The sequence below is a fragment of the Cycloclasticus sp. P1 genome, assembly GCF_000299965.1.
Lineage (GTDB): Bacteria > Pseudomonadota > Gammaproteobacteria > Methylococcales > Cycloclasticaceae > Cycloclasticus > Cycloclasticus pugetii.
Window position 1 is genome coordinate 1945459 of the sequence record NC_018697.1, and the last position, 14527, is coordinate 1959985.

Here is a 14527-nt window from a genome sequence, read left to right on the forward strand (position 1 = left end):
CAGTTCTAAGCCGAGTAGCAAAAAGCTCAGCAAAAACACACGACTTTCTATAGAATACCCTGTTTTCAGATAGGCCAATTAGGCCTGACACTCTTTCACAAACAGGTCAAAAAATGAGCAATAAAATCACTCGCGCTTTAGTTAGCGTTTCCGATAAATCAGGCATTATTGAGTTCTGTCAACAATTGAGCAGCTTAGGTGTTGAAATCATTTCAACCGGCGGCACCGCTAAATTACTACAAAACAATAATATTCCTGTTGTAGAAATCAGTGATTACACCGGGTTTCCAGAAATGATGGATGGCCGCGTCAAGACGCTGCACCCAAAAGTTCATGGTGGTATTTTAGGTCGCCGTGATATTGACCAAACCATTATGCAAGATAATGATATCAAGCCGATCGACCTAGTTGTTGTAAACCTATACCCTTTCCAACAAACAGTGGCAAATCCAGATTGTGATCTTGCAACGGCCATCGAAAATATCGATATTGGTGGGCCCACTATGATTCGCGCTGCTGCTAAGAACCATAAAGATGTCACCATTATTGTTGACCCTAATGATTACCAACAAACCATTGAGTCTATTAAGGCAACTGGCGGAGTCGATGCGCCTAGTCGTTTTAATTTTGCCGTTAAGACGTTTGAGCATACTGCTCAATATGACGGCGCTATCGCAAATTATTTAGGGACCATTCAAGAAAACGGCGATAAAGCCGACTTTTCTCGTACTATCAACCTACAATTTAAACAAAAACAAGTGATGCGTTACGGTGAGAATCCTCATCAAAAAGCAGCCTTTTTTACCGAAGAGGCCTCTCAACCCGGCACAATTGCTTCAGCAGTTCAGCATCAAGGCAAAGAGTTATCCTATAACAATATCGCCGATACCGATGCGGCGCTTGAGTGTGTTAAACAGTTTGATGATTCGCCAGCCTGCGTAATCGTGAAACATGCAAACCCCTGTGGCGTAGCCCTTGGTGATAACATTCTGGACGCATACAACCGAGCTTACCAAACAGATCCTGAATCTGCGTTTGGCGGCATTATTGCGTTTAACCGCCCACTTGATTTAGCAACAGCTAAAGCCATCACAGATCGTCAATTTGTTGAAGTCATTATCGCCCCAGGTGTTAACGAAGATGCCTTGGCCGTCATCGCTGGCAAGAAAAACCTTCGCCTACTGGACAGCGGACCATGGGAAAAAAGCGACGAAGATCGCTATGATTTCAAGCGTGTTAATGGCGGCCTACTTGTCCAAACTATTGATAAAGAGTTATTCACAGATCTAACCGTTGTTACCAAACGACAACCCAGCAAACAAGAAATGCAAGATTTATTGTTCAGCTGGAGCGTTGCTAAGTTTGTTAAGTCAAATGCTATCATCTACGGCAAAAACAACATGACTATCGGCGTAGGCGCCGGTCAAATGAGCCGTGTTAATTCTGCGAGAATAGCCGCGATTAAGGCTGAACAAGCAGGTCTAGATGTTACTGGCTCTGTCATGGCATCTGATGCATTCTTCCCCTTTAGAGATGGCCTCGATAATGCTGCTCAAGTGGGTATTCGAGCAGTGATTCAACCTGGTGGGTCAATGCGTGACGAGGAAGTTATTCAAGCGGCTGACGAGCACGATATTGCCATGGTCTTTACGGGCATGCGCCACTTTAGGCACTAATCAAGGAGTTCTATAATGAATGTACTAATCGTAGGCGGCGGTGGGCGTGAACACGCCTTAGCGTGGAAAGCAAAGCAATCTTCTAACGTAGATACGGTCTATGTAGCACCCGGTAATGCAGGCACCGAACAAGAACCCGGCATTACCAATATTGACATTCAGGCTGAAGATATTGATCGCTTATTAACCTTTGCCTTAGAAGAAAAAATTGAATTGACCATTGTTGGCCCCGAAGCTCCGTTAGTGGCCGGTATCGTTGATCAATTTACCGCTAACGGTTTACGTTGTTTTGGCCCGACCCAACTGGCTGCACAACTTGAAGGATCCAAAGCCTACTGTAAGGACTTCTTAGCACGCCATAATATTCCTACCGCTGACTATCAAAGCTTTAGCGATATCGAACCTGCTTGCGACTACATTCGCAGCAAAGGCGCTCCTATTGTTGTAAAGGCTGATGGTTTAGCCGCTGGCAAAGGCGTTATCCTTGCGGAAACTGAACAAGAAGCCATTGACGCGGTCAACGACATGTTAGCTGGCAATGCCTTTGGTGAAGCAGGTCATCGCGTTGTGATCGAAGAATTTTTGCTCGGTGAAGAAGCCAGCTTTATTGTCATTGCCAATGGTAATCAAGCACTGCCCATGGCCTCATCTCAGGACCATAAAGCACGTGATAATGGAGATTTAGGTCCTAACACGGGTGGTATGGGTGCTTACTCACCTGCACCTGTTGTAACACCTAAAATGCATGACCTCATCATGGATACCATTATTCAACCAACATTGGATGGCATGATAAAAGACGGTATTCCATACACCGGGTTTCTATACGCAGGCGTAATGATTGACGCTCAAGGAACACCCAAAGTACTTGAATACAATTGTCGATTTGGCGACCCAGAAACCCAACCCATCATGATGCGCTTGAAGAGCGACCTGACTGAGCTGTGTAATGCCGCCCTTGATAATAAATTAGATACCATCTCAGCTCAGTGGGATACTCGCACAGCTATTGGTGTGGTTCTTGCCGCTGGTGGCTACCCTTTCGACTATCACAAGGGTGACATTATTACTGGTATTCCAACGGAAACCGATGATGCTAAAACCTTTCATGCTGGTACCAAAATGAGCAATGGTGATATCACCACTAATGGCGGCCGTGTCCTGTGCGCCTGTGCCCTAGGTAACAGCGTACTCGACGCGCAATTAAAGGCCTATGAGACGGTCGGTTCAATTCAATGGGACAATGTATACTTCCGAACTGATATTGGCCACCGCGCTATAAAGCGCGAACAATCGGCCTAGCCTAATAAAATATCAACACGCAAAAAAAGAGCGTTTAAATATAAACGCTCTTTTTTGTTTCTTAAAATTATTAATTGCTAACGCTTCATTGAATCAAAGAACTCGCCATTTGTTTTTGTTTTCTTAAAGCGTTCTAACAAAAACTCAATCGCACCCATTTCATCCATTGGATTAAGAATTTTGCGGAGAATCCAAGTTTTTTGAAGGATATCAGCGTCCACTAAATATTCTTCTCGACGTGTGCCTGAACGGTTAACGTTAATCGCTGGGTAAATACGTTTTTCAGCAATTTTACGCTCAAGATGAAGCTCCATATTACCCGTGCCTTTAAACTCCTCGTAAATCACATCGTCCATACGCGAACCGGTTTCAACGAGAGCTGTTGCAATAATTGTCAAACTACCGCCTTCTTCAATATTACGTGCCGCACCAAAAAAACGTTTAGGACGTTCAAGTGCATTAGCATCCACACCACCAGTCAAAATTTTACCTGATGAAGGCGCTACAGTATTGTAGGCTCGACCCAAACGGGTAATAGAGTCTAACAAAATAATAACGTCTCTTTTGTGCTCCACCATTCTTTTTGCTTTTTCAATAACCATTTCGGCCACCTGAACATGGCGAGAAGCAGGCTCATCAAATGTACTGGAAATCACTTCACCTTTAACGGTACGTGACATCTCTGTCACCTCTTCAGGCCGCTCATCGATCAATAGAACCATTAAATGGCTTTCTGGATTATTTGCAGCAATAGAGTGCGCTAAATTTTGCAGAATCATGGTCTTACCAGCTTTAGGCGGTGACACAATTAAGCCACGTTGCCCCTTACCAATGGGTGATACCAAGTCAATAACACGGGAAGTTAAATCTTCAGTGGTACCATTCCCCATTTCTAAAGTTAAACGTTCATTGGGGAAAATAGGCGTTAAGTCCTTAAACGCTATTTTGTTTTTTGCATGTTCTGGTTTTTCATAATTAAGCTTATCGACCTTCAATAGTGCAAAGTAACGCTCACTATCTTTAGGTGGGCGAATTTTTCCCGAAATGGTATCCCCCGTTCTTAAACCAAACCGACGAATCTGACTCGGCGAGACATAAATATCATCTGGACCCGCTAAAAACGAACCATCTGCCGACCTTAAAAACCCAAAACCATCTGATAATATTTCAAGAACCCCATCACCATATACATCATCGCCTTTTTTGGCTATTTTCTTAAGAATTTGAAAGACAGTGGTTTGTTTTAATGATCGTCCAGTGTTATCAACACCAAGTTCTTTCGCAAGTTCAAGGATTTCAGTTGCGGGTTTACGCTTCAGCTCAGTTAGGTTCATATAGATTTAAGGTTGGAATAAAAAGGTATAAACGTGCACATTTAGCACTAGAGGTTTTTTAATTGATTTTTTTGATTGTTTGCACGGCAAGTGGCGTGCTTAAGGGGTTCTTACTTATGGAAGTAAAGGTAGCATTAAAAAACACCCTCGTCTACCTTTAAGGCGAAGGCGTTGTATTTTTTTAGATATTACTGTCAATAAATGCTGATAATTGTGATTTAGTCACGGCTCCTACTTTGGTCGCTTCCACTTCACCAGCTTTATAAACCATTAAGGTTGGAATGCCTCGCACACCAAAACGCCTTGGCATCGCTGGGTTTGAATCTATATCCAACTTAACGACTTTCAACTTACCGGCATATTCGTCTGCAATTTCATCGAGGATCGGTGCTACCATTTTACAAGGACCACACCATTCAGCCCAAAAATCTACTAATACTGGTTGTTCAGACGCCAAAACGTCCTGTTCAAAACTATCATCGGTGGTATGAACTACATTTTCACTCACTATTTATCTCCGTTCGGTTAATACTACGCACTATTACATCATAATAGAGTACGATATCAGATGCATAGCTTACCATGAATATTTCATTCCTAACTAAACTTCCAATTCACTCCTCTATTTCTTCAACAATTACATAACTTATGTCCGACACCCATCTTACTGATACTCAATTTTCTTCACTTGGGCTCACTGCCCCTTTAATTCAAGGTTTAGACGAGGCTAATTTCATAAAGTGCACGCCTATTCAGGAACAAACCTTACCCATCAGTTTGCTCGGCAACGATGTCGCAGGACAGGCGCAAACAGGCACTGGAAAAACCATTGCTTTTTTACTCGCCACGTATCACACCCTACTAACAAAAACGCCTGCCGATAATAAAAAAGGTGTTAGGGCGCTTATTCTTGCTCCAACGCGTGAACTGGCGATACAAATTGCAAATGATGCAAAAATTATTGGTAAACACACTGACATTAAAGTCGGCCTTGCCTACGGTGGAACAGATTACGATAAACAACGTAAAACCATAGAGGATGGTGTGGATATTTTAATTGGCACCCCGGGACGAACCATCGATTTTTTCAAACAAAAAGTATTTAACCTTAGAAACACCGAGGTCCTAGTACTAGATGAAGCAGACAGAATGTTTGACCTTGGGTTTATAAATGATATTCGCTATTTATTACGACGATTACCTAAACCTGAAAACCGTTTAAACTTATTGTTCTCGGCAACACTTTCGTTCAAAGTTACCGAATTGGCTTACGAGCATATGAACAACCCTGTAATGGTTCGCGTTGAACCCGAACAAATAACTGCAAAACAAGTGGTTGAGTCTGTTTATTACCCTGCTGATAATGAAAAAATCCCCTTACTTCTTCATCTGCTGACAAATGAGAAACCCGAAAGAGGGATTATTTTCATTAATACCAAACACACTGCAGACCGTTTACATCGTTACCTAAAGGGCAACGACTTTGATAACGCCGTGCTTTCAGGCGATGTACCACAAAAAAAACGACAAACCATTTTAACTCGCTTTCAAGACGGCAAACTACCTTTATTAATTGCCACTGATGTGGCCGCTCGTGGATTACACATTCCTGCTGTTAGTCATGTATTTAATTTTGACCTACCTCAAGATGCCGAAGACTATGTTCACCGAATTGGTAGAACCGCCCGCTCAGGCGCCAGCGGTAAAGCCATTAGTTTTGCCTGTGAAACCTATGCTTACTCACTGCCTGACATTGAAGCCTATATATCACACAAAATTCCTTTCGAAAATATTGATGGCGCCTCCTTACCGGATGTTAAACCAGCTACTAAAAGAACCGCTAAACCATCTACTCACAAACGCCCAGCAAACGCTCGAACACAACAAAAATCACGCTCACATAAACGGTAATTAAGCCGTTTATTTTGGCTGAATAGCGCCAAGACTTTCGACTGCTAAATAGTCATGTACGATACGCGGTGGCTCAGCGCTATCGGGTTTAGTAATAGCGACGATGTATTGAATGCCAAATGTATCGGCTGCCTTCAACACACTTAAACTATCATCCACCATCACGGTTTTAGATTTATCAAACTGCTCCAGCTGATGAAAAGCATGCCAAAAACTTTGCTGCTCTTTGGGGTAACCAAAATCATGCGCAGAAACAATCGCATCAAAAAACTCTACCAAACCTGTTTTTTGCATTTTTAGGTTTAAACTCTCTGCATGTGCATTTGTTACCAACACACAGCGTTTACCCGATGCTTTTATAGCTCCTAAAAAATCGCGTGTATGCGGCAATTCTTTAATATGTTCCTGTGTTTCAACTTTTAGCTTAACAATATCAATACCTAATGCCTCGCTCCAATAATCTAAGCAATACCAATTTAACAAGCCTTCTTGGGCTTTAAAAAGAGGCTCTAGCTGTTTAATTGCTTCATCAAATGAAATACCTTCCTTATTAGCAAAATAATCAGGCACAACACGTTGCCAAAAATGGTTGTCGAACCGTAGATCCAACAAAGTACCATCCATATCCAATAAAACAGTTTCTATATCCGACCAATTAATCATCTGGTAACCTAACCTTTACAACGTTAAACTTTTCGACTTACCTTCAAAAGGCATACCGGTATGTTAAACCATTTCAGCAAACGCTTATCCCTTTTCCTAATAAGTGGTTTATTGCTTACCATCAATGCCTCTCAACATTCCCCCACCCATGCTATTTAAGCGCTAACAAACAGATACTTACACAATAACTCAACTCACTTATGAACAAAGCTAAACGCCTAGAAATATTCGAGCGACTCGCTCAAGCTATCCCTGAACCTGAAACCGAACTTAATTACAGCTCACCTTTTGAGCTTTTAATTGCAGTTATCCTTTCTGCTCAAGCTACCGACAAGGGAGTTAACAAGGCGACCGATAAATTATTCCCTGTTGCCAACACGCCTGAAGCTATTTTTGCACTCGGTGAAAAAGGACTCAAAGAATATATTAAAACTATCGGGCTTTTTAACACCAAAGGCAGCAACGTTATCAAAACCTGTAAAATGTTAATGGAACAACATAATAGCCAAGTCCCTCAAACTCGCGAGGAACTTGAAGCCTTACCGGGCGTTGGGCGAAAAACGGCAAACGTTGTTCTAAACACTGCCTTTGGTGTTCCGACTATCGCTGTTGATACGCATATCTTTAGGGTCAGTAATCGCACTAAAATTGCCACCGGTAAAAATGTCTTAGAGGTTGAAAAGAAACTTGAAAAAAACGTACCAACAGCACACAAGCTTGATGCCCATCATTTACTGATTCTTCATGGTCGATACACGTGTATTGCTCGAAAACCACGCTGCGGTTCATGCGTCATTGAAGATTTATGTGAATTTAAAGACAAAACCATCTATTAGATCATTTTTAAATCAAGCTTATTAATTCTAGTAAAACTAAAACAAGCTGTAAGTTTTTTAAACTTTGCTTGGTCTATTAAAGCGCATATAGTAAACTGGCTTACTCTTGTCGGTACTGCAGACAAACGCACTGAAATAAACAGTGACCCGAGAATAAAAAAACAACAGGATATTCTTATGAAAAACCCTACAAAAAAACCAATCATCACCGCGTTAGGGGCTGCCTTTGTCACCTCAATGGCATTTACTCCAGTCGTAAACGCAGACACAAACCCATTTGGCGCAACTGAATTAAAAACTGGCTACATGGTGCTTGCCGAAGGTAAATGCGGTGAAGGCAAATGCGGTGAAGGTAAATGTGGTACTGAAAAAGCTGCTGACAAAGTAAAAGAAGCAAAATGCGGTGAAGGTAAATGTGGCGCTGAAAAAGCTGCTGACAAAGTAAAAGAAGCAAAATGCGGTGAAGGTAAATGTGGCGCTGAAAAAGCTGCTAACAAAGCAAAAGAAGGTAAATGTGGCTCTAAGAAGTAACGCTAGCTAGCAATGATTAATACCTTTCCCGTTCATGGAGTTGGGCTTGGATTAAGGCGGGCCTTTATAGGCCCGCTAGTTGAAAAGCCGCCTAGCAATATAGATTTTTATGAAATCGCTCCTGAAAACTGGATAAAAATCGGTGGTCGATATGGTAAGCAGTTACGCGCCTTAACCGAACAGTTTCCTTTTGTAGCACATGGTTTGTCACTCAGCCTAGGTAGCCCAGACCCACTAGACGTTAAGTTCATTCGCGACATTCGAGATTTTATTAAACTACATCAAATTAAGGTTTATACCGAACATCTCAGCTATTGTAGTGATGGCGGTCACCTATACGACCTGATGCCCATCCCGTTTACTCAGCAAGCAGTTGAATACGTAGCTGAGAGGATTCTCCACGTACAAGATATTCTTGGCCAACAAATTGCCATTGAAAATGCCTCTTACTATGCTGCCCCTGGTAAGGAAATGGAAGAAATTGATTTCATTAACGCAGTGATAAAAAAAGCCGATTGCAAGTTACTGGTCGATATTAACAATATATATGTCAACAGCGTAAACCATAAATACAGTGCGGAAGAATTTTTGAAAGCACTACCCGGTGACCGCATAAGCTATGCACATATTGCAGGACACTATAACGAAGCCGACGATATTATTATTGATTCTCACGGTGCTAATGTCATTGATCCTGTCTGGCAATTACTCGATAAAGCTTACGACAATTTTGGCCTATTTCCCACCCTATTGGAGCGTGACTTTAATATTCCACCACTACCTGAGTTACTCGACGAGGTTCACCTTATTCATCAAGCCCAATTAAATTATTCACCCCAATCAGGTCAAAAACGTGTCGCAAAATAACGCGCCTTCTTTCATGCAAACTCAACATGCATTCACCCGCTATATTCGTGACCCAAAAAATGCGCCAAAACCGAGTGATATTGAAGAACGACGCATAAATATATACCGCGACCTTCTGTTCACCAATATTGCCAGCGCGCTTAGTGATGGATTCCCGGTTGTTAAGACTATTTGCTCTGAACAACAATGGGAAAATATCTGTAGAGATTTTTATCATCGTCACCCAAGTCAAAGCCCCTACTTTTCTGACATTCCCCAAGAGTTTATCCACTATTTAGAGCACGAACGCACAAGTAATTCAGACGCCATTGATGATACTCCATTCCTACTAGAGCTAGCTCATTATGAATGGCTTGAGTTTATCGTTTCCATTACTGACGATGAAGCCTACCCTCCCATTAGCGACCCTTTCAATCAAGCTTTAACCGTTGCGCCAACAGCCTTAGTTGCTGCCTATACCTACCCCGTACATAAAATTTCGCCTGACTTTTTACCCGCCGAACCACCCGATCAGCCAACATACCTAGCCGTTTACCGCAATATTGAGCACACAATATGCTTTTTAGAAATAACACCAACAACACATGCCTTGCTTATCGCATTAGCCGACAACACAAGCCAATTAACCAAAGACATTTTGTCAACATTAGCTAAAAACCTTCAACACCCAGACCCTAGCGTTGTTATACAAGGAGGGCTATCCATAATTAATGACTTTATTCATCGTGGTATCGTCGTTTCTGCCCCTAATTAATTTAACCCTCAGCACTTAAAACGAGCTTGCGATAGCCGCCTGAGCTATTTTCAAAACTTTTTAACCCGCTAATGCCTGCTTTTTTTAAGTCCTTCATCTTTATTGCTTATAATGTTCCGTTATTCAAATAAACCACCCATTGATATGAGCAACTCTTCTCTTTTTGATCAAGCACAACAATCTATTCCTGGCGGGGTTAACTCACCGGTTCGCGCCTTTAAAGGTGTCGGTGGAGACCCTGTTTTTATCGACCATGCAAAGGGCGCATACCTTGTTGATACTAACAATAAACAATATATCGACTATGTTGGTTCCTGGGGCCCTATGATCTTAGGCCATAGCCACCCCGATGTTGTTAAAGCCGTCCAAACAGCGGCCGAAAAAGGGCTTAGTTTTGGTGCACCCACCATTATTGAAACCACGATGGCAGAAAAAGTGTGCCAACTAGTACCATCCATTGAAAAAGTACGCATGGTCAGCTCCGGAACAGAAGCCACCATGAGTGCTATACGTTTAGCTCGTGGTTACACAGGCCGTGACAATATCATTAAATTTGAAGGCTGTTACCACGGTCACTCCGATTCATTATTGGTAAAAGCCGGTTCTGGCGCACTCACTTTTGGCGTTCCCAGCTCACCGGGTGTACCAGCCTCACTGGCCGACCACACCCTAACGCTTCCCTATAATGATGCTGAAGCGGTCTCGCAATTATTAAAAACCAACGGCAATGACATCGCCTGTATTATCGTCGAACCAGTCGCTGGCAATATGAACTGCATACCTCCAGAAACCGGCTTCCTTGAGTGCTTACGAACATTATGTGACCAATACGGCATTGTGCTGATTTTTGATGAAGTGATGAGTGGCTTTCGCGTCGCGCTTGGTGGCGCACAACAAGTGTATGGCGTAACGCCCGATTTAACCACACTAGGCAAAGTCATTGGGGGTGGTATGCCTGTCGGTGCTTTTGGCGGCCGCGCTAAAATCATGGCTGAACTTGCACCTGATGGCCCTGTCTACCAAGCTGGCACCCTATCAGGCAACCCCCTAGCTATGTCTGCTGGGCTCGCAACACTTGAGCTTATTAGCCAACCTGATTTTTACCACCAACTATCACTCCGTACCACGCAGTTATTGGATGGTCTAAACAACATTGCTAAAGAAGCCAACATCCCTTTTTCTACCAACCAAGTGGGCGGTATGTTTGGCCTATTTTTCTCTGAGCACAAAAATATTCGCCGCTTTAGCCAAGTCATGGCATGCGACCAGGCACGCTTCAAACAATTCTTTCACCTTATGTTAGAACAAGGGATCTACCTCGCCCCTTCTGCCTTTGAAGCTGGGTTTGTCTCTGCTGCGCATAGTGAACAAGATATTAACGACACACTTCATGCTGCCAAGGTCGCCTTTGAGAAATTAACATGATTGACACATTAAAACCTGGCCAAACCTATAAACTCACCCAATACGAAAAACTAGGTGGTGAAACAGGTATTCGTCAACTTGTTAAGTACTTTTACGAGGCCATGGACAACAACACTGACGTTAAAACAATTCGTGACATGCATGCGGCCGATTTAACGGAGGCTGAAGACAAATTATTTCTTTTTTTAAGCGGGTGGCTCGGCGGCCCTTCGTTGTATATTGAAAAATATGGTCACCCACGATTACGAGCGCGCCACTTACCTTTTTCCATTGGCATTAAAGAGCGTGATCAATGGCTACACTGCATGGATAAAGCTCTCCACAAAATGAATATCGAAAAAGCCATGCACGATGAATTGATGCAAGCATTCTTTAACACCGCAGATTTTATGCGCAACCAAACTGAGTAACAACTGAACTGAATGTTTGCCGAACTACTTGACACCTTCACACAGCTAATTAACCAGCACCCAACTTGGGCAGGCCTTATTGTCTTTCTAGTTGCCATGGTTGAATCACTGGCTATTATTGGGGTAGTTATACCAGGTGTCGCTATTATGTTTGGAGTCGGCACACTTATTAGCAATGGCACATTAGATATGGCTAGCACTGTTATGTGGGCGGCAGCAGGCGCATCATTTGGCGACGGACTAAGCTTTGCCTTAGGTAAGCACTACGATAAAAAAATTTACACCATCGCTTGGTTTAAAAACAATCCGGATGTATTAAAAAACGGCCACGAATTTTTTGAAAAGTATGGCGCAATTAGTATTTTGATTGGGCGTTTTATTGGCCCTATTCGCGCGATTATTCCACTTATTGCTGGTATTTTAGACATGCCTACTAAACATTATATTCCTACTAACCTTATTGCTTCGGCTTTATGGGCGCCTGCTTATCTCATACCCGGCTTTTTTTTTGGAAAATCGACGACCCTCATCACCACTAACCTTGAGAATGGATGGCCTTTCACCCTGCTCTTTGTTGTGCTTATCTGGGCTTTTTACAAAATACTCAAACAACGTTAATAAACTGATGGCTTAACCCTTACTAAAACCCGTTAAATCGTACTATCAAAAGCCAACCCTTTGCTTGTCAGCCTTTATAAAACAACCACATTTCTAAATAATAAATCATCCATCTCTTTTGCTGGCATTGGTTTGTGAAAATAATACCCTTGAAAGACAGAACACCCGTGATAGGTTAAAAAGCTCAATTGGCTTTCCTTTTCAACACCCTCGGCGACCACATCCAAGCTTAAACTTTTAGCCATCGCAATAATCGTAGCGGCAATTTCCGCATCCGATTGATCGACGTGCAAATCTCGAACGAATGACTGATCGACTTTTAATTCACTCAGCGGCAGCTTCTTCAAATACATTAGCGACGAATACCCCGTCCCAAAATCATCCATCGAGATTTTAAAGCCGAGATCTGTCAACGCATGCATTTTATCAATAGTCAGATGTATATCTTTAACAGTGATGCCTTCAGTCATCTCTAACGTCACATAACTTGCAGACACACCTGACTCATTCAATAAACTTGTTATGGTCTCAAGAAAATTATCCTGATCGAATTGATATGGACTGATATTTATTGATAACCTAAAGTCTGGGGTAATGTCGGCTTGCTTCCATTTTTTCAATTGCCCGAAGGCTTCTTTTATAACCCACTCACCAATCGGTAAAATAAGACCTGTCATTTCAGCTATTGGTATAAACTCCGACGGAGACACTATTTCTCCATCTTTTTTAAACCAGCGTAACAATGCCTCAGCCCCTGAAATTCGGCCAAACTCATCTACCTGAGGTTGATAATATAATTCAAACTCATTAGCACTGAGAGCATGTCTTAAGTCCGTCTCCATTTGCAATTTAGCATCTGCATCTGCTTGCATCTCAAGCTGGTAAAAACGATAACCATCACGACCACCTTCTTTGGCACGATACATTGCAGTATCAGCCTGCTTCATCAGCCCTTCAGGGGTCGTGGCCATATTTGGGAATGTGGTAATGCCAATACTCGCTGTTAAATGATAAACCTCACCTTGAATAATGAATTTTTCACTTAAAACATGTCGTAACTTCAACATTAACGAATGAATTTGGTTAATGACCGCCTCTTCAGAGCCTTCCAGCTGACCTGACAAAATAACAAACTCGTCTCCGCCCAATCTAGCAATCGTATCAACCCCACGGAAAACCTGCTTCAAACTAGCGGCTACTTTTTTTAGTAGTTCATCCCCGGCTGCATGACCACGTGAATCATTCAGTGTTTTAAAGTTATCTAAGTCAATAAACAGTAATGCACCGTGCCGGTGTTCTCTGATAGCAATATCGAGAATGTACTCCATGTGTTCTGTTAACAGCCGTCTATTCGCAAGGCCTGTTAATTCATCATAATAAGCCAGCTCCTGAGCCACTTTTTTTGATTGTTCAACCTCATTCAACGTTGCATTCATCCGTTGCAATAAACTATTAAAGTGCTTCGCCATTTCAGCATACTCACTGCTATCTGCCTTATTGACGAAGATTGTCTTGGCATAAGCCTGTTCAAGTGTAATGTCTTTGATATCCTCCATTAAATCCTGTAATGGCTTGACGAAAATACTTTGCAACCAGATAGACAAAAGAATTGCCAAAACAAACGCGATAGGAATTGAGATCACAATCAACTTCTTTAGCGCTATTAGAAGCTTTTCAGAACTATCAGTAGAAATGGCATAAGTGACAGCACCTACTTCCTCATCTCCAGACACTACAATACTTTTGTATAACAGTAGGTTGTCGACTGCTTTTATTGTATCCGGCTCAACAAGTTGAATATTTTGATGTGGTTGCGCAGATTTTGAATAATGCAAAATAGTCTGCCCAGCCCCCCCCGCAAGGTCGGCATGCTCAAGAACAGGAAACTGTTGCCATTTGCGCAATAATTCCTCACGCAAATTTGGAGCCCCATTCAATACCAAGGTAGCATAATCATTTTCTAAGACCTGAGTGATAGCTTTCAGTTCGCTAACTGACTCTTTAGCATACTCAGCCTTTTCATGCTGATAGGCAAACACAGAATAAAAAACAATCAGTGCTGACGCCATCACCATCATTAACAAGATAAATTGATACCTGACAGGGAGATAAGAAAGCTTCACTGTATTTAACAAGCTTATCCCCTTTAATTAATTGCTTTTTGTAGTAAACAGACAGCAGATTGCTGCCACTCAAAAAA

At 42.3% G+C, this 14527-nt stretch carries 14 protein-coding genes; 10 read left to right on the forward strand and 4 right to left on the reverse strand.

The features are described from left to right. Positions 1 to 113 precede the first annotated feature (113 nt). Positions 114 to 1676: a bifunctional phosphoribosylaminoimidazolecarboxamide formyltransferase/IMP cyclohydrolase gene (gene purH, locus Q91_RS09420; RefSeq protein ID WP_015006662.1), complete on the forward strand. Its 1563-nt coding sequence runs from the start codon at positions 114 to 116 to the stop codon at positions 1674 to 1676. Between the two features lie 15 nt (positions 1677 to 1691). Beyond that, complete coding sequence (gene purD, locus Q91_RS09425) at positions 1692 to 2978, forward strand: phosphoribosylamine--glycine ligase (protein ID WP_015006663.1); 1287 nt, start codon at positions 1692 to 1694, stop codon at positions 2976 to 2978. Between the two features lie 77 nt (positions 2979 to 3055). Here the strand turns inward: purD and rho are convergent, their stop codons facing one another. Then, entirely contained in the window at positions 3056 to 4312 is a 1257-nt protein-coding gene (gene rho, locus Q91_RS09430) for a transcription termination factor Rho (RefSeq protein ID WP_015006664.1), read from the reverse strand. A 181-nt stretch (positions 4313 to 4493) separates the two neighbouring features. After that, the gene (gene trxA, locus Q91_RS09435) at positions 4494 to 4820 is read right to left on the reverse strand and encodes a thioredoxin TrxA (protein ID WP_015006665.1); all 327 of its coding nucleotides are present in this window, start codon (positions 4818 to 4820) and stop codon (positions 4494 to 4496) included. A gap of 140 nt (positions 4821 to 4960) precedes the next feature. Between trxA and rhlB the strand changes: the two genes are divergently transcribed. Further along, positions 4961 to 6223, forward strand: a complete 1263-nt coding sequence (gene rhlB / locus Q91_RS09440; protein WP_015006666.1) for an ATP-dependent RNA helicase RhlB — start codon at positions 4961 to 4963, stop codon at positions 6221 to 6223. A gap of 9 nt (positions 6224 to 6232) precedes the next feature. Here the strand turns inward: rhlB and yrfG are convergent, their stop codons facing one another. Next, the gene (gene yrfG, locus Q91_RS09445; protein ID WP_015006667.1) at positions 6233 to 6886 is read right to left on the reverse strand and encodes a GMP/IMP nucleotidase; all 654 of its coding nucleotides are present in this window, start codon (positions 6884 to 6886) and stop codon (positions 6233 to 6235) included. Between the two features lie 200 nt (positions 6887 to 7086). Between yrfG and nth the strand changes: the two genes are divergently transcribed. From nth to Q91_RS09480, 7 genes are all read left to right on the forward strand, one after another. Next, a complete protein-coding gene (gene nth / locus Q91_RS09450; RefSeq protein WP_015006668.1) occupies positions 7087 to 7722 on the forward strand; it encodes an endonuclease III in 636 nt (211 codons plus the stop codon). Positions 7723 to 7899: 177 nt separating this feature from the next. Next, on the forward strand, positions 7900 to 8253 hold the full coding sequence (locus Q91_RS09455; RefSeq protein ID WP_015006669.1) for a hypothetical protein: 354 nt from the start codon (positions 7900 to 7902) through the stop codon (positions 8251 to 8253). Positions 8254 to 8265: 12 nt separating this feature from the next. Beyond that, complete coding sequence (locus tag Q91_RS09460; RefSeq protein WP_015006670.1) at positions 8266 to 9120, forward strand: DUF692 domain-containing protein; 855 nt, start codon at positions 8266 to 8268, stop codon at positions 9118 to 9120. Between the two features lie 13 nt (positions 9121 to 9133). Beyond that, positions 9134 to 9874, forward strand: coding sequence for a DUF2063 domain-containing protein (locus Q91_RS09465; RefSeq protein WP_015006671.1), 741 nt, complete (start codon positions 9134 to 9136; stop codon positions 9872 to 9874). A gap of 144 nt (positions 9875 to 10018) precedes the next feature. Then, the gene (hemL, locus tag Q91_RS09470; RefSeq protein WP_016390543.1) at positions 10019 to 11299 is read left to right on the forward strand and encodes a glutamate-1-semialdehyde 2,1-aminomutase; all 1281 of its coding nucleotides are present in this window, start codon (positions 10019 to 10021) and stop codon (positions 11297 to 11299) included. Continuing rightward, positions 11296 to 11709: a group II truncated hemoglobin gene (locus Q91_RS09475; protein ID WP_015006673.1), complete on the forward strand. Its 414-nt coding sequence runs from the start codon at positions 11296 to 11298 to the stop codon at positions 11707 to 11709. Before hemL ends, Q91_RS09475 begins: the two co-directional genes overlap by 4 nt. A 12-nt stretch (positions 11710 to 11721) precedes the next feature. Then, complete coding sequence (locus Q91_RS09480; RefSeq protein WP_015006674.1) at positions 11722 to 12327, forward strand: DedA family protein; 606 nt, start codon at positions 11722 to 11724, stop codon at positions 12325 to 12327. Between the two features lie 74 nt (positions 12328 to 12401). On the opposite strand, the gene Q91_RS09485 is transcribed toward Q91_RS09480, so the two are convergent. Then, positions 12402 to 14462: an EAL domain-containing protein gene (locus Q91_RS09485; protein ID WP_083856996.1), complete on the reverse strand. Its 2061-nt coding sequence runs from the start codon at positions 14460 to 14462 to the stop codon at positions 12402 to 12404. Positions 14463 to 14527: the final 65 nt, after the last annotated feature.